20 protein-coding genes and 1 riboswitch are annotated in these 22,604 nt (G+C 38.4%); of the genes, 15 read left to right on the forward strand and 5 right to left on the reverse strand.

Translation table 11 applies throughout. The features are described from left to right. Positions 1-317 precede the first annotated feature (317 nt). The gene (locus BABA_RS19055) at positions 318-1,487 is read right to left on the reverse strand and encodes an MFS transporter (protein WP_007086866.1); all 1,170 of its coding nucleotides are present in this window, start codon (positions 1,485-1,487) and stop codon (positions 318-320) included. Positions 1,488-1,577: 90 nt separating this feature from the next. Next, a riboswitch (purine riboswitch) is annotated at positions 1,578-1,677 on the reverse strand. Positions 1,678-2,177: 500 nt separating this feature from the next. Then, positions 2,178-3,212 (reverse strand): DUF3231 family protein, encoded by a 1,035-nt coding sequence (locus BABA_RS19065; RefSeq protein WP_007086868.1) that lies wholly within the window; start codon positions 3,210-3,212, stop codon positions 2,178-2,180. Between the two features lie 711 nt (positions 3,213-3,923). Between BABA_RS19065 and BABA_RS19075 the strand changes: the two genes are divergently transcribed. Beyond that, positions 3,924-6,953 (forward strand): efflux RND transporter permease subunit, encoded by a 3,030-nt coding sequence (locus BABA_RS19075; RefSeq protein ID WP_007086870.1) that lies wholly within the window; start codon positions 3,924-3,926, stop codon positions 6,951-6,953. A gap of 77 nt (positions 6,954-7,030) precedes the next feature. Here the strand turns inward: BABA_RS19075 and BABA_RS19080 are convergent, their stop codons facing one another. Further along, the gene (locus BABA_RS19080; protein ID WP_007086871.1) at positions 7,031-7,696 is read right to left on the reverse strand and encodes a GntR family transcriptional regulator; all 666 of its coding nucleotides are present in this window, start codon (positions 7,694-7,696) and stop codon (positions 7,031-7,033) included. A gap of 409 nt (positions 7,697-8,105) precedes the next feature. Between BABA_RS19080 and BABA_RS19085 the strand changes: the two genes are divergently transcribed. The 4 genes from BABA_RS19085 (at position 8,106) to BABA_RS19100 (ending at position 12,105) form a co-directional block, all read left to right on the forward strand. Then, positions 8,106-9,125 (forward strand): zinc-binding alcohol dehydrogenase family protein, encoded by a 1,020-nt coding sequence (locus BABA_RS19085; protein ID WP_007086872.1) that lies wholly within the window; start codon positions 8,106-8,108, stop codon positions 9,123-9,125. A gap of 24 nt (positions 9,126-9,149) precedes the next feature. Then, positions 9,150-10,184: a TRAP transporter substrate-binding protein gene (locus BABA_RS19090; protein WP_007086873.1), complete on the forward strand. Its 1,035-nt coding sequence runs from the start codon at positions 9,150-9,152 to the stop codon at positions 10,182-10,184. A gap of 83 nt (positions 10,185-10,267) precedes the next feature. After that, on the forward strand, positions 10,268-10,828 hold the full coding sequence (locus BABA_RS19095; RefSeq protein WP_007086874.1) for a TRAP transporter small permease: 561 nt from the start codon (positions 10,268-10,270) through the stop codon (positions 10,826-10,828). After that, positions 10,825-12,105, forward strand: coding sequence for a TRAP transporter large permease (locus tag BABA_RS19100; RefSeq protein WP_007086875.1), 1,281 nt, complete (start codon positions 10,825-10,827; stop codon positions 12,103-12,105). Before BABA_RS19095 ends, BABA_RS19100 begins: the two co-directional genes overlap by 4 nt. A gap of 82 nt (positions 12,106-12,187) precedes the next feature. On the opposite strand, the gene BABA_RS19105 is transcribed toward BABA_RS19100, so the two are convergent. Next, on the reverse strand, positions 12,188-12,616 hold the full coding sequence (locus tag BABA_RS19105; protein WP_007086876.1) for a MarR family winged helix-turn-helix transcriptional regulator: 429 nt from the start codon (positions 12,614-12,616) through the stop codon (positions 12,188-12,190). 119 nt (positions 12,617-12,735) lie between these two features. Between BABA_RS19105 and BABA_RS19110 the strand changes: the two genes are divergently transcribed. Continuing rightward, entirely contained in the window at positions 12,736-13,323 is a 588-nt protein-coding gene (locus BABA_RS19110) for an NAD(P)H-dependent oxidoreductase (RefSeq protein ID WP_007086877.1), read from the forward strand. A 263-nt stretch (positions 13,324-13,586) separates the two neighbouring features. Here BABA_RS19110 and BABA_RS19115 read toward each other — a convergent pair whose 3' ends face one another. Next, positions 13,587-14,261, reverse strand: coding sequence for a GntR family transcriptional regulator (locus tag BABA_RS19115; protein WP_007086878.1), 675 nt, complete (start codon positions 14,259-14,261; stop codon positions 13,587-13,589). A gap of 224 nt (positions 14,262-14,485) precedes the next feature. Between BABA_RS19115 and BABA_RS19120 the strand changes: the two genes are divergently transcribed. The 9 genes from BABA_RS19120 to BABA_RS19160 all read left to right on the forward strand — a co-directional run bounded on the left by BABA_RS19120 (position 14,486) and on the right by BABA_RS19160 (position 22,270). Then, complete coding sequence (locus tag BABA_RS19120) at positions 14,486-15,283, forward strand: transporter substrate-binding domain-containing protein (protein WP_007086879.1); 798 nt, start codon at positions 14,486-14,488, stop codon at positions 15,281-15,283. A gap of 103 nt (positions 15,284-15,386) precedes the next feature. Next, positions 15,387-16,541, forward strand: a complete 1,155-nt coding sequence (locus tag BABA_RS19125; protein WP_007086880.1) for a saccharopine dehydrogenase family protein — start codon at positions 15,387-15,389, stop codon at positions 16,539-16,541. Positions 16,542-16,627: 86 nt separating this feature from the next. Further along, the gene (locus BABA_RS19130; RefSeq protein ID WP_007086881.1) at positions 16,628-17,284 is read left to right on the forward strand and encodes an amino acid ABC transporter permease; all 657 of its coding nucleotides are present in this window, start codon (positions 16,628-16,630) and stop codon (positions 17,282-17,284) included. Between the two features lie 38 nt (positions 17,285-17,322). Next, positions 17,323-18,075, forward strand: coding sequence for an amino acid ABC transporter ATP-binding protein (locus BABA_RS19135; protein ID WP_007086882.1), 753 nt, complete (start codon positions 17,323-17,325; stop codon positions 18,073-18,075). A gap of 415 nt (positions 18,076-18,490) precedes the next feature. Then, positions 18,491-19,366, forward strand: a complete 876-nt coding sequence (locus BABA_RS19140) for a permease (RefSeq protein WP_007086883.1) — start codon at positions 18,491-18,493, stop codon at positions 19,364-19,366. A gap of 13 nt (positions 19,367-19,379) precedes the next feature. Further along, complete coding sequence (locus tag BABA_RS19145) at positions 19,380-20,246, forward strand: TIGR03943 family putative permease subunit (RefSeq protein ID WP_007086884.1); 867 nt, start codon at positions 19,380-19,382, stop codon at positions 20,244-20,246. A gap of 327 nt (positions 20,247-20,573) precedes the next feature. After that, positions 20,574-21,218 (forward strand): helix-turn-helix domain-containing protein, encoded by a 645-nt coding sequence (locus tag BABA_RS19150; protein ID WP_007086885.1) that lies wholly within the window; start codon positions 20,574-20,576, stop codon positions 21,216-21,218. A 50-nt stretch (positions 21,219-21,268) separates the two neighbouring features. Next, positions 21,269-22,018: a twin-arginine translocase subunit TatC gene (gene tatC, locus BABA_RS19155; RefSeq protein ID WP_040346974.1), complete on the forward strand. Its 750-nt coding sequence runs from the start codon at positions 21,269-21,271 to the stop codon at positions 22,016-22,018. A 36-nt stretch (positions 22,019-22,054) separates the two neighbouring features. Next, positions 22,055-22,270 carry a hypothetical protein gene (locus BABA_RS19160; RefSeq protein WP_007086887.1) on the forward strand — a complete coding sequence of 72 codons (216 nt, stop codon included), beginning with the start codon at positions 22,055-22,057 and terminating at the stop codon, positions 22,268-22,270. Positions 22,271-22,604 lie beyond the last annotated feature (334 nt).

Genomic DNA, 22,604 nt, shown 5'->3' on the forward strand with positions numbered 1-22,604 from the left:
TCCTGATTATTTTTGCTCAAATTCATTCTAACAAATTTTAACAATCATGTGCTTATTTTTTATATAATTAATAGGGCACTTTAGGAAATATGAGTATTTCCTAATTTAAACGGAATTTTTCTATTTATTTTTCAAACACAGTGAAATCGAGCCATTTAAAAAGGAGACAATATTCTATGTGTTAGAAAAAGGTACTGATTGAATTTAAATGAGCAGGAAAGATTTTAATCAGCGTTGAATATTGGGCAATGTAAAGAGGGCAAGAACGGGGAATATTTCCCCATTCTTGCCCTCTGTTTATATTTATTCCTCTAAGATTAAGCGGCAGTAGTGTTTTCTCTAACTATAGTCGGTCTTGTCAAAGAGAAGATGGCACATAGCAACGCGATGATGACAATGATACTTCCCACCCAAGCGGTACTAGAAACGGTGCCGGTTTGGTTTAGCACGAGGCCGCCAATGGCTGACCCGAGCGAAATACCGATTTGCAATGCGGAATTATTAAAGCTTTGCTGGATATCGGATGTTGCAGGGTCGGTTTGGATCAAATAGCTTTGTTGCGGTGGCGCCAAACTCCAACTTAATGCTGCCCATATCATCATCACCGGAATAAATACGACAAGTGAAAAAGTGGTTAATGGTAATATACCTAGTACAATCGCAAAGGCACTAATGACAGTGATGATGCTTTTGCGAGCGCCAATCCCATCCGAAAGTGTTCCACCGAAAGCTCCCCCGCCTACAGCGGCCAAACCAAATACAAAATAGCAGATACTAATCCAATAAGAATTCAGATGAAGATTTGTTTCCAAAAATGGTGTGAAATAAGCATAAATCGTATAATGTCCCGCTAACATAAACAAGGTAGCAAGATGGGCACTTCCAATTTTCGCACTGGCTACAGCTTTTAATTGTTGTGAAAGTGGAATCGTCCTTTCTCCAGGAATACTCTCCAAATAGAGGGAGATCAGCACCATGGATCCGATTGATAACACAGCAATCCCAAGGAAGATTACGCGCCATCCCACTGTATTGGTAATGAGGATTCCCAGTGGCACACCCAACACAAGTGAGGAACTAATCCCCATATAAATGAGACCCACGGCCTTTGCTCGGTGAGCAGGAGCCACAACTTTTGCAGCAATTGTCAAAGAAAGGACGACAATCAGTGCAGTACTTGCTGCCGTTAACACCCTTGCAATCATCATAAAGGTAAAATTCGGACTGAAATAAGTCATGACATTACCGAGGAAAAAGACGAACAAGGATGTAAGATACAATTTCTTCCGTTCTATTTTGCTGGTTAGTACAAGCAAAACAGGGCCGGCAATGGCATAAATCAGCGCGAACACTGTGATCAGCTGTCCGGCAGAGCTTAAAGAAATGCTAAAATCATCGGCAATGGTGGGCAAGATCCCTCCTACGATTAATTCAACTAATCCAACTGCGACAGTGGATAAGGCTAATATAAAAACTTTAAAATTCATCGTCTGTTTTCTTCCTTTCTATATTAAAAGTAAAAAAAATAGGCCTTGAAGGTTCTTTTCGGAAAATAAAAAAAATCCTGATTACAAAAAACGAATAAATTCATTTTCTGTAATCAGGATTTTATGGTTCCTGGTAGAGACCCTCAAGCCATATTCTTGAAGTTATACAGGTAGTTATTTAGTTTATTTATGTTCACTTTGAAAATAGTACTATGCTTTATGCTATTTTTCAAGTGTAGGATTTTTCCAACATTGCGAGTTTGATGAGGATTTAGAGATTGAAGGGACTTTTGACGTATTCGCCACCCGATCTGATATAGACGAAAAAGTCGCTTAATTAGTAATTATTATGAAAGAAGGCTTAAATAGACGGAGAGATTCCGCCTATTGACTTGAAAAATGCGAAAATGGGGGATTTTGCTTGGCATAATCGGAAAACCTCCGTTTATTTTACCCGAAATGAGCTCCAATCTGCATCCAACCGGAAAACCTCCGCTTATTTTGCTTTTTCTGATTTCTCGATTAAGACCAGCACCTCAAAACGGAACTATTTCCTTGTAATGAGGAATGACCTTTTTGGGGATATTCGTATAAAACAAAAGAGCCCAGGGGACGGTTCTCCTGGCATTCACAAAAGTAAAAAGCCAGGGTGACCGTAATCATGGGTGAACCGCATGAGTTCACCACAGACTAGTCAGACGCCAGCTTTTCTCTTTCTGGTGCATGCGGTGCTTGCTCCATCCACCCTTTCCCAATATAAATTTTGGCCGCATCTTCAACAAACGCTCCAATTTTTAAAAATGACTTTGTGTAAAGGAGACCAATATCACGCCTGCCATTTACAGCTACTGAATTTCCAAAGGCTCTTATTTTCATTGAAAACATATCCATCTTATGAAATAGCATTAATTTATCCGAAAAAGGAGAAAAGGTAGATGTTGTCACTAAATCATCAAGAAAAGATGGTGCAGGTAAATGCTCATCATAGAGTTTTTGCATATAGTCTTCAATAGTTGATGTTGTAAGGTCTCTGCCTTTTTCAAATAATTTCCGAATCTTTTCATCTTTTGCTACTTGAGCAAATGCCATAATTAAGGCCTTACTCGTGACATTATTTTCGATGTTATCATAAAAGTGAGTAATCTCTAATGCGTGCATAGGTCGTACATGCCCAAAAAAACCATTGAGAAAATCCTGATGAATAAAATCCAATTTATCTGGGATTGGAATTAAAGGTGGCTTCATGATTAGCCCTTTATTCATTAGTATTTCTTTGATTTGCTCCATTAAATCCATAGTGGAATCCATACAATATCTAAAAAATTCCTTTACATCTTTTCGGTAAACAAGAGGAATGGCTATAGTATAAATACTCATCCCAGCTTTCGCCGTGTATTTTAGATAATGGACATAGAATTCGTCTTGAAATAAACGGGGAGCCCCTAGGTTCACGTCCTCTTCAGAAAAACCTTTGGGAATAGGGAAATTCTCCTTTTTGAAGATTTCCTCTGTTTTTTTCAAAAAATCTTCGCTTAATTTTAATGCATTTTCTAACAATGTCTTGATATCACTATCTTTAACATGTTGAAGATAATAACTTATAACACATTTTCCCATACTGTTTCCCATATAGGTTGCCCATAGTTTTCCCATTTCTGCTGATGTTAAATGTTCATTTGTGTCGATTTTATAGGAGCTTAATTTAATCGGTTTAATGGTTTTCATGATTACTCCCTTCGCCTAATTTTTCCTCTAGTATTTTCTTCTTTTCAAAGTCATATTCTAAGATTAGCGATATCCGTGAATGGGGAAAATGATCGCCATTCCCAAACGTATGGAGCTGCTTTTCAACCGGTCAGTCATACTCTTGGATCGCGGGAATGACCGTATTTTAAGCCAACTGTGACTTAGTTGTTATCGAGAACCCGATGAAGACCATTTTACCGGTATTTTTCGGCGTTTTGGTCTTCATCGGCTGGATGAAGACCATTTTGCTGTGATTTTTCAGAGTTTTGGTCTTCATTGGCTTAATGAAGACCATTTTGCTGTGATTTTTTAGAATTTTGGTCTTCATCAGCTTGATGAAGACCATTTTGCTAGTATTTTTAAGAGTTTTGGTCTTCATAAGTACCAAGAATGATATTACGACGCAGTTTCCTCCAATTACGACCTATTTTCAAATACTTATAACATCATTTTGACCAATTACTACGTATTTCACAAAACTTACAACATTTACTGGATATTAATTGGAAACAACCAAGGAATGCTCCTCTTTTGGAAGTGGATTAATAGGGAAAGTTCTAGGTCTGAGGTCGTAGTTAACATTACATCACCTGCCCGATGTTGATGATGAATTGGAAAACTTATAATAAACAGGGGGAATTACCCAGTTGATGAGAGTAAGCCAAGGAATAAACGGAGGGGAAGAGTGTAATGAAATCATGGATTAAATTTTCACTAAGGAACGCAGGGGTTATTTTTATTGCCATGTTAATGGTGATTGCCGGGGGGATTTATTCAGTCAGAACGATGAAGATGGAGTCAATGCCTAATGTCGACATTCCTTATATTGTCGTCCAGGTTCCCTATATCGGGGCGACTCCTGACCAAGGATTAGAGGATATTGGCAAGCCGTTGGAAGAAACCTTGTCGGGCATCAAGAAACTAGATAATTTGTATATTGAAGCACACAGTAATATGGTCGTGGGGATTCTTGAATTTGACATGAGCAAAGATATGGACGAAGCGGAGAAGGATGTCACATCGGCCGTCGCATCGATGAAGCTGCCTGCCGGTGCAGAAAAGCCTGCCATTTTAAAGGACGGCCCATCTGCTATGCCTGTATTTTCGTTTGCTCTTTCATCTGATACAGCAAATCAATCAGACCTAACACAATATATCAATGAACGAATTAAGCCGGCCTTGACAGGAATTGATGGCGTCGGAGCCATTGATATTTCGGGTGCGACGGAAAAAGAAGTGGCAATCAAACTTGATCCTGAAAAAATGAAGCAGCATGGAATCACGTACGAGACAGTGAAGCAAACGCTCCAAGCACACCATTTTTCATTCCCGGCGGGGCAGGTAAATGTGGATGATAAGACATTCAATGTGCAAGCCGATTACAAGCTAGAATCAGTTGAGGATGTTAAAAAGATTCAAATTTTGGCTCAAGGATCTGCTGGAGTCGAACAAGTGAACTTGTCGGATATCGCGTCCATTTCTTATAGCAACAAAAAGGAAACGGTCATCACCCGATTGAATGAAAAGCCAGCTGTTCTGGTAGAAATGTTAGCGCAGCCCGGCTCTAATACAGTTGAAGTAGTGGAGCAGGCGAAGGAAAAGCTGGATGCATTAGATCTTCCGGCTGGTTACACCTTAACGAAATTATATGATACCTCAAAAGAAGTAAAGACATCTGTTGATGGGATGCTTCGGGAAGTACTGCTTGGCACTTTGTTTGCCGTGATCGTCACGTTCTTATTCCTTCGTAATATAAGAGCAACGATTGTCGCCGTTCTTTCGATTCCTTTATCGATCTTAGCATCGATGATTACCTTAAACTATTTTGGCTATAGCTTAAACATGATGACTCTTGCTGGAATTGCGGTCGCCGTCGGCCGGGTTATTGATGATTCAATTGTCGTGATTGAAAATATTTACCGGCGAACCTTATCTAGCGCTAAACGTGATGAGCGAATGGTTCTGACTGCCGCCAAAGAAGTAGGAGGGGCGATTACCTCGTCCACCCTTACGACCATTGCTGTATTCGGTCCGCTTTCTTTTGTTCCAGGGATCATTGGCCGCTTTTTTGCTCCGTTTGGTATCACGGTTATTGTGGCGCTCGCGTTTTCCCTGATCGTTTCGTTAACCGTTGTGCCATTATTGGCGAAACTATTTTTACTAGGGATCAAACACCAGGAGGTCAAAGAAACATTTTTTGAAAAAGCTTATAAGCATGTTTTGTCATGGGTCTTAAATAAACGGGCAGTCACCATTGTTCTAGCCATCATCTTGTTTGCCGGATCATTGGCATTAGTTCCACGGATTCCGCAGAACTTCTTACCGCAAGAAAAAGCGGTCTCCTACCGTTTAACAGGTGATTTACCTGCCGGAACTTCATTAGAAAAAGCAAATGAGATGGCGGTTAAGGTAGAAGATATTTTGAAAAATGAAAAGGATATTAAACATACGCAAACGATTGTGAATGGGGAACATATCCGTTTTTCAATCGATTTAAAGGATGGCGTTACGAAAGAGCAAACAAGTGATTTTGAAAAAAGTGTAAGAGCAAAAGTAGAAAAATTGGATGATCAAATGCAGGTAGCCCTTTCTCCAGTTGGGATTGTTGGAACATCTGGCCTGGCGTTAATGGTCGAGGGTGGGAATGCTAAAGATTTAGAGACGGCCGGGAAGCTGATCACGGATAAAATTAAGAATATTGATGGCTTAGAAAATGTCGAATCCAATCTCTCGGGAGTGAAGGAACAGCTCCAATTGAAAATCGATGATCAGCAAGCGGCTGAAAAAGGGTTAAGTCCGATTATGATCGCAGGCTTTGTGAGAGAGCTCATTTCCGGTGACCATGTCGCAGATATGCAAGTGGAAGGGAAAACAACGAGTGTCAATTTGTCATTGACTAGCACCTCCGGGGGCACCATCAATGATATGTTGAGTCAAAAGATTACCAATCCGATGGGGCAGCAGGTAAGCCTCTCAGAAGTGGCAACCCTGACAAAAACGCCAAGTCCATCCGCTTTGTATCGTTTAAATCAGCAGCCATATGTGCAGATTACAGGCCGAATCACGACGGATAATTCTTCCGGCGTGCAGGCAGAGGTCGATAAGCGACTGAAAACCTTAGATTTACCAAAAGGGATAAGCTATCATTCAGAAGGTCAAGCGCAAGCGATGAATGAAGGATTTACCAATATGATGGTGGCGATGGCCGTTGCGGTAGTGCTAGTGTTTATCGTGATGCTGATTGCCTTTGGAAATATGTTAATGCCAGTAGCCATTCTATCTTCGTTACCATTCTTATTTTCCGGTGGATTACTAGGATTATATCTGACTGAACAAGCACTTGGTATGCCGGCTTTAGTTGGTTTTCTGATGTTAATCGGTATTGTTGTCACAAATGCAATTGTCTTGATGGAGCGAGTGAAGCAGAATGAGAAGAAGGGCATGGCGGTCGGTGCCGCGTTACTGGAAGCCGGAAAAACCCGACTCCGTCCGATTCTCATGACGGCTTTTGCAACCATCGGCGCCTTATTACCATTAGCCCTATCAAGTGAAGGCGGATTAATTTCAAGATCGCTAGCGATTGTGGTCATTTCAGGGTTGTTGACATCGACTCTATTAACTTTGGTGATTGTCCCAACGACGTATCATGTGTTGAAATCGGTAAAGGCGAGATTTTCTAAGAAGGATACAGATCAGATTACTGAAAAGGAATCCGCGTAGAGTTCATAGATGATTAAATCAAAAAAGTAAGAGTATGCTCTTACTTTTTTGGTTTAACCGAAGCAGGGAGTGCCTGTTTATTTCATCACCTCATCCCATCGCACTTCAGCTTCCTTTTTTAAGCTTTCGAGATGGAGTGTTAATGTTCCTAAAATAGTTGGTAAGTCTCGATCCTGCATGGCTTCAAATAATCGTCGATGATCTTTATGCCTTGTTTTTGTACTTTCCAATGAAGTGGAGTGGACGATTCGCGACAAGGACACATGTGTATTTAATGAGGAATAAATCTCCGCTATTTTTGTATTTTCTGCCCATGTAATTAACATTTTATGAAATTTCATATCTAATTTACTATACATTTCAAAAGGAAATGGGCTAACTTCAAGCAGGGAATCCATTTCTTGAACAATTTGTCCCCATTCCTCTACTTGATCATCCGTTATTTTAGGGATTACCCGTTGTGCTGCCCACATTTCAATCATTAACCGAGCATCAAGTACTTCAATAAATTCGCTGAAATTGATTTGTGTCACATACGTTCCTTTTCGAGGTAAAATCTCAATTAGACCTTCGTGAACAAGCTGATTGATTGCATCTTTAACTGGGGAGCGGCTTACGCCAAACTCTTCTGCTAATTTATGAATGTCTAGCTTTTCACCGGGGGTGTATTTTCGTCCAATAATTTTTCCGCGCAAAACATCATATACCTGTGTCGTCAAAAGTGAAGTTTCAATTTTAGACAAGTGACTATTCCTCCTGTTTGTCAGATGATGCTTGATCAGCTGAAAGGATAAAATTTCAAAATTGTTCTAACATGTAACATATTAGATAACTATTTTACAAAATCAAATTTATGGTTCTTACTTTCAATTATAAATTTTTATTGGTAAAAAAGAAACCATCCATGATGATATTTTGATACAAATAAATATTCACAATATAAAAAAACTATTGACGGGGGAAAACATAAGAATGTATGATAACAATGTGATATGTAACATTTCACATATTAGGAGCAAAATTGAAAACGCAACCAGTAGTGTGAATTATTTGCCTTTTAGTAGATAAGGATCAAGCTGCCGAATTTGTCGCTTTCATTATCCAACATCGACAAAGGATTAATTTTTTTACCACCATAAGGAGATAGACGACATGAAAAGTTTAGTTTGTGAGGAGCCAAATAGGTTTACCATGAAGGATTTGGACATTCCTTCATTAAAAGAAGGGGAAGCATTAATACGGATCCGACGTATTGGCATTTGTGGAACTGACTTCCATGCATACAGGGGGCGTCAGCCGTTTTTTACGTATCCACGCATTTTAGGTCATGAATTATCTGGAGAAATTGCCGAAATTCCTGCAAATGCAGGTGATTTCACGGTAGGGGATCAGGTAGTCATTATTCCTTATCTTGAATGTGGAAAATGTATTGCCTGTCTTAGTGGAAAAACAAATTGCTGTACAGAATTAGAGCTTATAGGAGTTCATATTGATGGGGGGATGCAGGAATATCTTGCGGTTCCGATTACTCACCTCATGAAAACAAATGATATTACATTAGAGCAAGCTGCAACAGTTGAATGTCTAAGTATTGGTGCACATGCTGTAAGACGTGCTGATTTAAAAAAGGCAGAGTTTGCGATTGTAATTGGAGCAGGCCCGATTGGACTAGGTGTCATGAAATACGCTAAACTAGCTGGTGCTCAAGTAATTGCGGTTGATATGAATGAACAGCGCTTGGATTTTTGCCGCAAGTGGGCTGAGGTTGATTTCACCGTGAACGCAGCAAATGGAGATGCCTTAGAAGAGATTAAGAAAATAACAAATGGTGATTTTGCAACCGCTGTCTTTGATGTGACTGGAAATGTGAATTCCATGAATAATTCGTATACATTTGCCTCTAATGGTGGGCGATTAATCTTTGTTGGACTTGTACAAGCAGATTTTTCCTTCCCGGATCCAGAGTTCCATAGACGAGAACTCACGTTATTATCAAGCCGGAATGCTACCAAGGAAGACCTTGAACATGTCGTACAATCAATAAGACAAGGACAAGTTAATACAGATAGTTTCATTACTTCTAAGACATCGTTTCAAGAAATAATGGAGAAATTTGAAACGTTCATGGAACCTGAATCAAATACAATCAAGGCCATGATCACAATAGATTAAACAAAAAAAGGGGAGTTTACGAAAATGAAAAAGTTAGGAATCGTTTTAGCACTATTTCTTGTATTCGGATCCATTTTAGCAGCTTGCGGAAAAAAGGAAGAAACTGTATCAAAGGAGACTACTGCTAGCAAAGACAAATCCTACACCATTAAGTTAGCTAATTATTATGCACCAGATCATCCGCAAAACGTTGCATTGCTTGAAAAATTCAAACCGTTGGTTGAAGAAAAATCAGGCGGAACGCTCAAAGTTGAAATTTTCGAAAATAACAAGCTTGGTGGAGAGAAAGATTTTTATACGGCTGTTCGTAATGGAACAGTTGAAATGGGACTTCCTGGTATGATCATGCAAGCGGATGTTCCGAAAATGGGAGTTATTGAATGGCCATTCTTATTAAATGATTTTAACCATGCCAAAACAGTATTAGATGGACCAATTGGGAAAGAATTGACTGACGAACTTGCAGCAAAACATGGCGTTCATCCATTGGTATGGAGTGCGAACGGATTTAGAATGGTTTCCTCTAGTAAGGAAGTTGCAAGTATGGCTGACTTTAAAGGACTTAGACTTCGTATGCCAAATACACCTGTATTTGTAAAATTAGGTCAATTGCTAGGAGCTAACGTTTCGCCAATGCCACTTTCAGAAGTATTTACCGCACTAGAGCAAAAAGTAGTTGATGGACAAGATAATCCTATCGGGGTTGTAAAATCTTCTGGTTTCTATGAAGTTCAATCCCATATTTTAGAGTCACGTCACGGTTTTACACCAAACATCTTAATTATTAATCAGAAATTCTGGGATAAATTATCTGACAAACAAAGAAAAGCGATCGAAGAAGCGGCAAAGGAATATTCTGATTTTGAGTGGAAGTTATCAGAAGAAAGCTATGAAGCGGACAAGAAGTTCCTCAAGGAAAAAGGGATGAAGTTTATTACCCCTGATGATAAGTTCAAAAAACAAATGGCAGATGCCGTTCAACCAATTTATGAAGATTACTACAAAGAATATCCATGGGCTAAAGAAATGGTCGAAAAGATTAAAGAAACAGGAAAATAATCATTCAGTAGAGACCGGGGTTCTATAGGAACCCTTCTCTACTTTTTGGAACGTCATATACGTTTGGTAAGGAGTTGTCACCTATGAAAGGATTAGTGTCCAAGATCGATGCTCTATTGAAACTTGTTATCGTGGTATGTTTGTCGCTAATGGCGATTTTTGTCTTCACGAATGTTGTCTTGCGATATGTGTTTAATTCAGGAATCACTTGGTCTGAAGAGGTATCACGATTCTTATTTGTTTGGTTAATATTTTTAGGTGCCATCCTTGCGTTTAAAGATAATGAGCACTTAGGAGTGGACTCACTTGTTAAAAAGCTGCCAATAGCAGGAAAAAAAGTAATCTATATTGTTAGTAATCTTATATTGCTTATTACACTCGTATTCCTTTTTGACGGAAGCTGGAAACTAACTTTGCTTAATACGGATCTGTCTGCACCGGCAACTGGAATGTCCTATGCCTATATTTATGCATTCGGGATGATTATGAGTGGAGCTATGATCCTTATTATTCTATTTAAGCTATTTAGACTTATTTTTAAAAAGGATGTTAGCGAGTTAATTATGTCAACCGGTTCGGAAGAACTAGTAGATTCAGTTGAACGGGAAAACAGCAAAAAAGAAACGGGGGCGAAGAAGAAATGACAATAGCAATCTTTGTTGGTTCCTTGCTAGCTGCCATGGCTTTGGGAATCCCGATCGCATTTGCACTTTTAGTTAGTGGAATTGTCCTTATGTTATCAATGGGTATTTTCGATACCCAAATACTAGCTTCTAATTTAATTCAGGGAGCTGACAATTTTCCGCTTATGGCCATCCCTTTCTTTATTCTTGCTGGTGAGTTAATGAATGCAGGGGGAATCTCCAAACGGATTATTAATTTTGCCATGTCCTATGTAGGTCATCTCCGTGGAGGATTAGGATATGTTGCGATCATCTCGAGTGTATTGTTTGCCGGATTATCCGGATCCGCGGTGGCTGATACCGCAGCACTAGGAGCCATTTTAATCCCAATGATGGTAAGCCAAGATTATAATCGAAATCGTTCAGCTGGTTTGATTGCGGCTGGGGGGATTATCGCTCCGATAATTCCGCCGAGTATTCCCATGATCGTTTTTGGGGTGACAGCCGGCGTTTCCATTTCGAAGTTATTTATGTCGGGAATTGTACCTGGTCTGATTCTTGCGATTGCTTTAATCGTTGTTTGGACCGTTGTGGTTAGAAAAGATAAAGTAAAAACACAGCCGCGAAGATCCGGTAAAGAAAGAGTACAAGCCACCATTTCTGCCTTTTGGGCACTTCTTTTACCTATTATCATTATTGGTGGGTTACGTGGTGGAATCTTTACACCAACGGAAGCTGCTTCCGTTGCAGCTTTTTACGCTTTATTTGTTGGCATGTTTATTTACCGAGAATTAACATTTAAACAGCTTTATGAGGTACTTGTGGCTGCTGCGAAAACAACGAGTGTTATTATGCTCCTGGCTGCAGCTGCAATGGTATCAGGCTGGCTCATTACAGTTGCAAACATACCAGGGCAGTTAACCGCAATACTGGAACCTTTTATGCATAATCAAACATTATTACTTTTCATTATTGTTCTCATTGTACTCATTGTAGGAACTTCGATGGACGTGACACCTACTATTTTAATTCTTACACCAGTATTAATGCCAGTGGTCACTCAAGCTGGAATTGACCCAGTCTATTTTGGGCTCATCTTTGTGTTAACCACTTGTATTGGGTTATTAACTCCACCAGTAGGAACGGTTTTAAACGTCGCTGCCGGAGTTGGAAAGATTGGAATAGACGATATTTTGAAAGGCATCTGGCCATTCCTAATAGCAGAAGTATTAGTTGTTCTTCTTCTCATCCTGTTCCCATCATTAGTTTTAATGCCATTGGATTGGTTCACGAAATAGGAAGAAAGGCTGCTGCGGCAGCCTTTTTTGTGGTTGGGTAGACTAATTTTCACGAACGTTTAATCGTGAAAAAATAGGCGATTTAAAAAAATAGCTTGGCCTGAAGAATATCTAGCGCGCTGTTAATCTCCTCTAAATCTTCTTTTGAAGCATTTTGTATTCGATGTAGGAAACGTGATTCTACATGGGCAAAGGCTTCGTTCATCATGGTTTCTCCAGCCTTTGAGAGACGAATATATTGTTTTCGACGATCTTCGGTATCGCTTATTTTTTCAATTAAATTTTTTTCATTTAATTTTTTCAATTCACGACTCGTATTTGGCATAGACATATGTTGGCAATCACTGATTTCACTAAGGGTAACAGGCTGGCTAACGGTTATATATTCAAGAATGTTATATTGCACGGGTGTGATGGAATCAGATTTTGCCTGTTGAGTTAATTCGTGTGTCACACGATGAACCGATGTCGTAAAGGACACACATTTTAAAAAAAGAGCTTTTTTATCCATATCTCTCACCTCTTACCATGAAGATAACAAATTTGTTGTCATAATACAATTATCATTTGACAACAAAAAATACGACTGCTATGATTTTATTATCAAATGAAAAGTAAAAGGGGTGCTTTATGAAAATCCTTGTAATTTACACCCATCCTAACCATCAGAGTTTATGTTACGCATTTTTACAAAAGGTCCTCAAAGGAAGTCATGAAAATCCAAATATAAAGGACATACAGGTGTTAGATTTGTATGAGGAGGGTTTTAATCCACTTCTTGTGTTTAACGAGCATAAACGAAGACGTGATATGTATCGTGATCCACACCTTGAAAAATATCGACAGCAAATTTCTTGGGCTGACAAGATTGTCTTTGTCTATCCCATTTGGTGGGGTAGACCTCCAGCCATGATGTTAGGATACATTGATCAATTATTTGCTGCAAATTTTGCCTACAAGGATAAGAAGGGACTACTACCGGAGGGACTATTGAAAGGAAAATCAGTTGTATGTGTGTCCACCATGAAAGGGCCTGCAAACTATCCACTTCTCTGGTTGAATAATTCACATAAAATATTGATGAAAAAAGCCTTATTTAGTTTTGTCGGAATTAACCAAGTTAAGTTTTTTGAGTTTGGTAATATGGAAAGTCCAAAGGGAAAACAAACAAAAAAACTAGAAAAGATTTATCGTTATTTTAAAAAGATAGATTGTTAAAGTTCCGCTTCACTCGAAAAATCTTGTTTCATAGAATTACCTACTTGGATTGTTAGTAAAAAGTTAAGGGAGTGGTTGATGCGTATTTTGTGCCAAGTGCGACTTACTCACTTGGGTCTTTGGCCTGGAATGAAGGACATTTCGGCCTGGATTCTTGGAGTTTGTCCTTCATCGGCTTGATGAAGGACATTTCGGCTTGGATTCTTGGAGTTTTGTCCTTCATCGGCTCGATGAAGAATGAAGCGAAAGAACCGTCCCCTGCCTCAAAAAATCTCATCCAATTCTTTATATTCGTTATAGCCATTTACGACGCTTTTGATGGAATGTTTAAAGTGATTTTCTAGGGCTGTTTTTAATTCAGTTTCTTTTTTCTGTTCTATTAAGCTTAATATATGACTGTGTTCATTAGGACTGTAGGGCTCTTGTGTCTGATTGTTAAAAAACTCATCATAAAGAATGAGATAGATATTGGTTTGAGTAATGAGCCGTTCAATAAATTCGTTTAAAAACTTGTTGTTGCATTTTTCGGTTATAGCCAGATGGAAATCTTTATTTACCTTAACGAAGGTTTCCGTATTTTTATCGGCTAAAGCCAGTTTCTCCTTCTCAATATTTTCCCTAATAGTAGAGAAGTCCTTTTCAGTCAAATAGTCCATTGATTTACTAGCTGCAATAAATTCCAAATTTCCCCGCAGTTCATACGCTTGGATGATCTCATCTAGTGTTGGGCTTGTTACAAAAGCTCCTTTATTCGGCACGATATCTACTAATCCTTCAGATGCTAAATTTTTTAACGCATTGCGAATCGGCGTCCGACTTACCTTTAATGTGTCAGAAATTCTATTTTCAACTAGTTGTTTTCCTGGTGCTAATTTACGTGCTAAAATGGCTGTTTTAATATGGTTGTAAACAAAGTGCTCTACAGTGTCTATTTTCATAAAATCCCCCACCTGCTTTCTTTCCTCTTACTCATGTTTATTCCTAATTTTCTAAATATATTGACAACGTTATTTTTCTTAGTATACACTATAAATATATAAATTGTACTACAATTTTGGACAACAATGAATATTCTTCAGAGCCTTTTTAAGATTAAACGGAAGGAGATTAACGATAAAGGGAAATGAATGCGCTATCAAAATAATTTAAAGGGGTTGTTATGATGAGGAAGAAATTGTATTTGTCTTTTATTGCTATTCTATTAATCGGTATTATTGCAGGGTGTAGTGGCAGCAAAGAAACAGGCGCAAATAAAAAACAAACGGTTTTAGAAAGAGTCGAAAAATCAAAAGTTTTAAAGGTTGCCTTTGAAGGAACCTACCCACCCTTTAACTTCGTAGATGATAAAAAAAATTATATCGGTTTTGATGTAGATGTTTCGAATGAAATTGCCAAGCGTTTGGGAGTAAAGACTGAGTTTATCGCAACAAAGTGGGACAGTCTTATTGGTGGATTAAAGGCAGATAAATTTGATATTATTATCGGCCAAATGACGGTAACGGAGGAACGGAAAAAGAGTGTGGATTTCACTGATCCATATGTTGTTACTGGATCTGTCTTGGTCACTAGAGAGGATACAAATGATATAACAAAGCTTGAAGATATAAAAGGGAAAAATGTTGGTGTAGGTGGCGGAACAACATTTGAAGAAGTGGCAAAAAGCGTGGATGGAGCAAATGTTAAATTATATAAATCCGTAAGTGATTACATCCAAGACCTACAGAATAAACGATTAGACGTTATTATCAATGACCAATTATTGATGGGCTACAATATTAAGGAAAATAAGTTACCAATCAAAATTACAAGCGGCATATTAAATAAAGATGAAATTGGTATGGCCATAAAAAAGGACAATGCAGACTTTGTGAAAAAAGTTAATGAAGCGATAGCTGCCATGAAAGAAGATGGTACCTATGACGAGATGTATAAAAAATGGTTTGGAGATAGCAAATTATAAACGGACAATGTTTATTTTTACAAAAAAAATAAGAGTTTTCTAGACTGATATGAAAACTCTTTTACTCACCATTCCACGGAAAAGTTAAGAGGAGGAGTCAAAAATGCGAGCAGTTGTTTTAGGAACTGGAATGATTGGTACAACAGTAGTCAGTGAGTTAGCAAAATATCCAACTATTGAATCCGTCACAGCAGTCGATGGTATCAAAGCAAGTGTTGAAAAATGCTTAGAAATTGCTGCTAATCCAAAGGTGATTGGCCAAGTAGCATCACTGCAAACCGAGGAAGATATTGCAAAGGTGTTAAAAGATGCAGATGTTGCGGTGGCTTGTCTGCCTCACTCCTTAAGTTTACCAGCTATTAAAGCAGCGATTTCAGCCAAATGCCATCTTGTCGATTTAGTTGGATCCAAGATCGAAGAGAAAATGAAACTGGATCAGGCAGCAAAAGATGCCGGTGTTATTATTATGCCAGGTTGTGGGGTGGCGCCGGGAATCACCAATTTTTTAGCGGCTCAAGGAATTGAATTATTGGATGAGGCGGATGAAGCTGTCATGATCTGTGGGGGAATCCCAAGATTCCCAGTCCCTCCATTATGGTACCAGGTTGTTTTTCGATTAGAAAGTGTATTAGGTCTATATACAAGACCAGCGTTAGCAGCGGAAAATGGGGAGCTTGTAGAATTGCCTCCGCTTTCAGGCTTGGAAAAGTTAACATTTCCTGATCCTGTTGGGAATTGTGAAGCTGTCATAACAGACGCTCACAGTACAGCCTATACACTTAAAGATAAAGTAAAAAAGCTGTATGAGAAAACGGTTCGTTACGAAGGACACTGGAATAAAATGGGGGTCTTGGCTGAACTAGGATTCCTAGATGACAAGCCTTTAGAAATTGACGGGAATTACATAACGCCAAGAGCTTTTGCCGAAAAAGTGTTATCACCAAAGTTACAAGGAAGTTCCAAAGAGGACATTACGGTTGTGCGTGTTGAAGTTAGTGGGTTTAAAAACGGAAATCAGACAAAGTACACATGGGAAATGGTTGATTTATATGACCATGAAAGAAATATTACATCCATGGCGAAAACAACAGCATTACCAGCGATGCTGCTGGCCAATTGGATTGCACAGGGGAAGATCAATGCTGTTGGAATTGTACCAATTGAAAAGGTCATTATTAATGAACACTTTGGTCCTTTTGTAGAAGAGTTAAAATCATTGGGGATTGAAATAGCATTTAAAGAAGAAGTTTTAGTTTAAGGCTCTGTATCTTTAGGCTTTGTAAAAAGAGCCTAAAGATACGCTCATATATGATGATTGCAGATTGTTAGATCGGAGGAAACTTAATGAATATATCAATTATTATTGAGTCCTTGCCAACTTTACTAAATGCTACTTTAATGACTATTTTTTTAGCGGTAATTTCCATTATTATTGCACTCTTTCTAGGATTTTTCACGGCATTAGCCAGAATATCTAAGATTAAACCTTTAGAGATCATTGCTAGAACCTATGTGTCTATTATTCGTGGAACCCCGTTATTAGTACAAGTTTTTGTTATTTATTACGGACTACCACAAATTAATATCGAAATGGATCCAATACCTTCAGGGATTCTCGCTTTAAGCTTAAATGCGGGTGCCTATTTATCAGAATCTTTCCGTGCGGCGATTCTATCCGTTGATAAAGGGCAGATGGAAGCAGCTGCATCTCTTGGTATGACTTACGGGCAAGGGTTACGTAGGATTATTCTTCCGCAAAGTCTTCGTATTGCTATTCCGACATTGTCCAATACCTTTATCATCCTAATTAAAGATACTTCCCTGATCTCGGTCATTACGGTTACAGAATTATTGCAAATGTCCTCCTTACTCATTGCGAAGACATTCGAGCCATTAACGATTTATTTATTGGCTGCAGCCATTTATTGGGTTCTTATTACTGTTTTAACCGCTTTATTGGACAAAATGGAAAAGCGGACATCCCAACATTTAACGCTCTAAATTGACTTGAATCCAGAAAAAAGGGGAGGGAGATGGGTATGAGCATCATTCAGTTGAAAAACATTAAAAAGAAATTTGGAACGAATGAAGTACTTCGGGGTATTGACCTTTCTGTAAATAAAAGTGAAGTAGTCGTTGTTATGGGGCCAAGCGGGTCTGGAAAGTCGACATTATTACGTTGTCTGACATTTTTAGAAGAACCAACCGAAGGGATCATTCAAATCGGCAATCATAAGGTTACCGCAGGAGAATTAACTCGTAAACGAAAGACTATTATAAGAGAATTAAGAAAAACGACAGGCTTTGTTTTTCAAAATTTCAATTTATTTCCTCATAAAACGGCCCTTGAAAATGTGATGGAGGGTCCCATCGTTGTCCAAGGAAAAAGTAAAGAGGAGGCTATGAAAATAGCTAGACCCCTTCTTGAGAAAGTAGGGCTAGGCGAACGCTGTGATCATTATCCCTCTCAGCTTTCGGGAGGTCAGCAGCAAAGAACAGCCATTGCTCGGGCACTTTCTATGAAACCGATGGTTATGCTTTACGACGAACCTACCTCTGCATTGGATCCAGAACTAGTTCGAGAGGTTCTCCAGGTCATGAAGGATCTCGCTCAAGAAGGAATGACAATGGTCGTCGTCACACATGAAATGAACTTTGCTAAAGAAGTGGCTGATCGAGTCATCTTTATGGACGGTGGTGTCATTGTCGAACAAGGAACATCAGCCGACATTTTCGACCATCCTAAAGAAGAAAGAACAAAGAGATTCCTTTCGAAGGTTAGTGGTGAATGAAGCAGGGGACGGACAGTTCTCTTGCTTCGTTTTTATTTTTAATCGAAATAATTAGGGTGAAGCCCCGCTGCTGAAAAGCAACGGGGCTTCACTTTTATAAATTGCAATTTTATGTCAATGGCTTAGGATGATAAGTTAGAAATGTCGTCGTTTATCGGGGTGACATATTTCGATGCGTTTTTATAATAGAAACTCTCTATTTATCGGGGGTTGGGCTATTTTCAATTAATCGTTTGTTTAATATCAAAATTTGCAGATTTTTGTAGGTTAATAGTTTTTATAACAGGTTCTTTGTGTCTTATCAATCGTGGTTCGGTAAATAAAACCAGGAACCCTTAGTATCTGCTACTTTTGTTCCTATCTGTTATAATGGAACATATTTTTTAAAAGAGTAGTTTCACTTAGGGGGACTCCTATGGATCAATTATTGCAATTAAATACAATTTTTATCAGTATCGTGATAGAAGCCATTCCCTTTATTGTGATAGGGGCGTTTGTATCTGCGCTTATCGAAGTATTTGTATCTGAAAATATGATTGTCCGCATCATGCCTAAAAATCGGTACTTATCCGTTATAACAGGTAGTTTAATAGGGGCCGTATTTCCGGGATGTGAATGTGGAATCATTCCAATCACTAGAAGATTAGTTGAAAAAGGAGTGGCGCTTCCGGCGGCTATTTCCTTTATGCTTACGGGGCCTATTATTAATCCAATTGTTCTGTTCTCTACTTATATTGCCTTTGGTAATAGTTGGATCATGGTCTGGTACCGATCCGGGTTTGCCGTTGTGGTTTCCATTTTAGTCGGAATTGTTCTTTCTTACGTGATTAAGGATAACCAATTGAAACTAAACCCTGACAAACACATTCATGTGCATGACCATTCGCAACAAAGCGTTAAGCAAAAATGGTGGAGCGTAATCACGCATACGAGCGATGAGTTTTTTAATGTAGGGAAGTACTTGGTTATGGGTTCGCTCATTGCTGCTGCCATGCAAACCTATATTCCAACCGCTGCACTGGCTGCACTTGGACATACAAAAGTAGCTGGTGTGCTCGTCATGATGGCGCTCGCTTTCATCTTATCAATTTGTTCTGAGGCCGATGCTTTTGTGGCATCCTCATTCAGAAACACGTTTTCGCAAAGCTCGATTACGGCGTTTTTGGTGTTCGGTGCAATGGTTGATATAAAAAACCTGCTTATGATGTTTGGCACGTTTAAACCAAAATTCGTGATCCTTCTTGTTTCATTAATTACAACAATCGTGTTTGTTGGCTCACTCTTACTATAAAGGGGGGAATCAAATGTTTCGTGTAGTCATTCTATTAATGTTTACCTATTTGTTTTTTTATTTGCATATGTCTGGAAATATTTCAAAATATATCAATATGAAATATTCCTTTCTTACCAATAGTATGATTTATGCGTTATTCTTCCTCACAATTGTCGAAGGAATCAGGTGGTATCTTTCTGAGAAAAAGTCGGAGAAAGATGGAGATTGTCACGTATGCCATCACGATCAACCACATGCGATAAAAAAACCTGCATTGGGCAAAAGTATAAAAAGAATGGTTTCGTATACCATGATTATTCTTCCTGCACTTACAGGTGTCCTTTTACCTGTTGCAACCCTTGACTCCAAGTTAGTCAATGCTAAAGGCTTTCAATTTCCCGCGTTAGAGGATGGGGCAGACCGTTATGGCATGCACCAAATTTTAAATCCTGATATGAGTCAATTCATGGGGAAGGACGGGTTTTTGGATTTAGTTCATAAAGAATTTAAATCCTATAAAGGAAAGGAACATATCACCTTAACAGATGAGGACTATTTAAAAGGATTAGAAGTCATCTATAACTTTTCTGGCGAATTTGTTGGGAAGTCCATTACGATGAAGGGCTTTTCTTATAACGGTCCGGGTATAGATGGAAACCAAATCTTCTTATTTCGTTTTGGTATCATCCACTGTATTGCTGACTCTGGCGTTTTCGGCATGCTGATTGAATTTCCTGATCAGGTACAGATACCAAATGACCAGTGGTACCAGGTAACGGGAACAGTGGATACGATGTATTACCAACCCTTTAAAATGAAAATCCCCATTTTAAAAGTAACTGATTATAAAATCATTGAACAGCCTAAAGATGCCTATGTTTATCGAAATAGTTTTTAATGCTCGAAAATTCCTCTTAAAGAAGAGGAATTTTTTTGTTTGTATTGTTGACATTTAATCAACATATCAACGTTTGTCGATTGACTAAATAAAATTATAGAATTTTTTTAAAAGGTGAATAGGTCATATACTCAGAAATCAAACTTTATATGTTATTTTTGTGTCAAATGAAAATATGTATATTGACAAAACGTCAACACGAGTATATATTTCTACTAAATGATGGTTTTTTTGAACAAGGGATATGGACTTTCATGAAGAATGTTACTAGTGTCCTATACTCATTTCTACTTGTGGATTAGGTTTTTAATAGAAAGGAAGGTAGAGATGTCGGATATGAGAATGGAAAATAGGTTTGGAGTGTTTTTGAAGAAATTGATCGAAGAACGGTTTTTATCCATGCGGAAGCTTAGTGCGCTTACTGATATTGATACTGCCACAATCTCACGGATTATTAACGGAAAGCGCAAAGCGACTCCTCAACATTTACAAAAATTTGCTAACTGCCTTGACGTTCCGATTGCGGAATTATTTGAAGCTGCCGGCTATACAGTGAAACAGGAGCAGAACAGTCATTCTTCTGATATTCAAATGTCGATTGAACATATTCAACATGTCCTTAAAACCTCTAATGTATACGATCAGCAGTTTAGTATTGAAAGTGTGAAACAGCAATTAGCTCATTATGAACAATATGTTCAAACGGAAGAGGGCAAGGAGATTATACATAAGAGCTTTACGGATAAGCTTAAGAAACTAGGCAGCATAGGCCCATTTATTAATCAGTTGAAGGAAATGTTTGAGCGATTTCAACTTCAGAAGGGAACAACTCGTGATCTTGTCATCATTGGTAGTGCCATATTATATTTTATTGTACCAGTGGATGTTATTCCAGATTACATTTTTCCAGTCGGTTTTATTGATGATGCGGTCGCTGTCCAAATGATTCACAGCTTACTTTCGGTAAAGTAAAGAAATAATCCTCTAAAAAATACACTTTTGTAAATGGTAGGCGCTGCATGTTGACTGATAAAGAACTTAATTTAGTAGAACATCTTGGTGAGTTGCGAAAAAGATTGATTATTTCGTCGCTGGCTTTTCTAGTGTTTCTTGTAATTGGATTTGTTTATGTCAAAGAGATTTATCTTTTTTTTATGGGGAATCTTGGATATAAGTTACTGATATTGGGGCCGAGTGATATTATGTGGATTTATTTCCACATCGCCGCCGTTGTGGCCGGAGCTGGAACAATCCCGGTAGCTGCATGGCAGGGTTGGTTATTTGTAAAACCGGCTTTAAAGCCAATGGAAAGGAAGATTGCATTCGCGTATATCCCTGCCTTATTCTTTCTTTTTATTGCAGGCATGGCATTTGGTTATTACTTTATCTTTCCAAACATCATGAAGTTTCTCATACATCTGAGTAACGATATGATGACGACCTCCTTCACGGCAGATAAATATTTCAGTTTTTTAATTAATATGACGTTACCGTTTGGCGTTGCTTTTGAATTGCCGCTTGTCGCGATGTTTTTAACTACTTTAGGCATCGTGAATCCTTATCGAATCGGAAAACTCAGAAAGTATGCGTATTTTATTCTAGTAATTATTGCTTCAATGATTTCTCCCCCGGAATTTATATCTCATATTTCTGTAGCGATCCCACTGATTCTTATATATGAAATAAGTGTAGTTTTATCCAAAATCGTTTTTAAACGAAAGCAGGCGCGTATTCAGGCTATACATGCGGATGAAGAACCTTTTACCGATTAATGGATTTTACGAATAAGTAAGAAGGGGATTATGAAAATGAATTCCAACCGAACATTTTCTATATCAAAAAGTCATTGTAATTATTGTCATAAGGAATTTTATGAATTTAAGCATTATGAATTAAACAAATGTCCGAATTGTAATGCTGAATTTGATAACAAAGGCGATTGTTACATTGAAGAAAACGTGGATGTTGAAATTGAAGTTGATTCTAAAAATGGGAAATTAAACATTAGCTTACATATAATATAGATTGACAACTTGCAGAGAGGAATGTCCTGACACTTCTCTCTTTTTTAGGTTTAAAATACCGAAAAACCGATGCCTGTCACCGCCCGGGAAACTTAACACTGTCCTATTACTTGATAGCAGCCCCTTTCATGTAGCCCCTTTCATGTCCAGCGGCTAACCTGAGTTCCATTTACAGCAGTCTTCGACATATTTTTCACGCATTTGGATGGTGATGTTCAGGATTGGGGCAGGTTTGGGCTATTTTCAATTAATCGTTTGATTAGTATCAAAACGTGGTGATTTTTGTAGTTTGCTAGTTTTTATAGGTTACTATTGAAGATTGTTGGCGAAGTTG

Origin of the sequence: Neobacillus bataviensis LMG 21833, assembly GCF_000307875.1 — a bacterium.
GTDB classification, from domain to species: Bacteria; Bacillota; Bacilli; order Bacillales; family Cytobacillaceae; genus Neobacillus; species Neobacillus bataviensis.

What these genes read in the sequence shown, in the direction of transcription:
- BABA_RS19055 (WP_007086866.1), bottom strand. Translation starts at nt 1,487, where the DNA reads ATGAATTTTAAAGTTTTTATATTAGCCTTATCCACTGTCGCAGTTGGA.
- BABA_RS19065 (WP_007086868.1), bottom strand. Translation starts at nt 3,212, where the DNA reads ATGAAAACCATTAAACCGATTAAATTAAGCTCCTATAAAATCGACACA.
- BABA_RS19075 (WP_007086870.1), top strand. Translation starts at nt 3,924, where the DNA reads ATGAAATCATGGATTAAATTTTCACTAAGGAACGCAGGGGTTATTTTT.
- BABA_RS19085 (WP_007086872.1), top strand. Translation starts at nt 8,106, where the DNA reads ATGAAAAGTTTAGTTTGTGAGGAGCCAAATAGGTTTACCATGAAGGAT.
- BABA_RS19090 (WP_007086873.1), top strand. Translation starts at nt 9,150, where the DNA reads ATGAAAAAGTTAGGAATCGTTTTAGCACTATTTCTTGTATTCGGATCC.
- BABA_RS19095 (WP_007086874.1), top strand. Translation starts at nt 10,268, where the DNA reads ATGAAAGGATTAGTGTCCAAGATCGATGCTCTATTGAAACTTGTTATC.
- BABA_RS19100 (WP_007086875.1), top strand. Translation starts at nt 10,825, where the DNA reads ATGACAATAGCAATCTTTGTTGGTTCCTTGCTAGCTGCCATGGCTTTG.
- BABA_RS19105 (WP_007086876.1), bottom strand. Translation starts at nt 12,616, where the DNA reads ATGGATAAAAAAGCTCTTTTTTTAAAATGTGTGTCCTTTACGACATCG.
- BABA_RS19110 (WP_007086877.1), top strand. Translation starts at nt 12,736, where the DNA reads ATGAAAATCCTTGTAATTTACACCCATCCTAACCATCAGAGTTTATGT.
- BABA_RS19115 (WP_007086878.1), bottom strand. Translation starts at nt 14,261, where the DNA reads ATGAAAATAGACACTGTAGAGCACTTTGTTTACAACCATATTAAAACA.
- BABA_RS19120 (WP_007086879.1), top strand. Translation starts at nt 14,486, where the DNA reads ATGAGGAAGAAATTGTATTTGTCTTTTATTGCTATTCTATTAATCGGT.
- BABA_RS19125 (WP_007086880.1), top strand. Translation starts at nt 15,387, where the DNA reads ATGCGAGCAGTTGTTTTAGGAACTGGAATGATTGGTACAACAGTAGTC.
- BABA_RS19130 (WP_007086881.1), top strand. Translation starts at nt 16,628, where the DNA reads ATGAATATATCAATTATTATTGAGTCCTTGCCAACTTTACTAAATGCT.
- BABA_RS19135 (WP_007086882.1), top strand. Translation starts at nt 17,323, where the DNA reads ATGAGCATCATTCAGTTGAAAAACATTAAAAAGAAATTTGGAACGAAT.
- BABA_RS19140 (WP_007086883.1), top strand. Translation starts at nt 18,491, where the DNA reads ATGGATCAATTATTGCAATTAAATACAATTTTTATCAGTATCGTGATA.
- BABA_RS19145 (WP_007086884.1), top strand. Translation starts at nt 19,380, where the DNA reads ATGTTTCGTGTAGTCATTCTATTAATGTTTACCTATTTGTTTTTTTAT.
- BABA_RS19150 (WP_007086885.1), top strand. Translation starts at nt 20,574, where the DNA reads ATGTCGGATATGAGAATGGAAAATAGGTTTGGAGTGTTTTTGAAGAAA.
- BABA_RS19160 (WP_007086887.1), top strand. Translation starts at nt 22,055, where the DNA reads ATGAATTCCAACCGAACATTTTCTATATCAAAAAGTCATTGTAATTAT.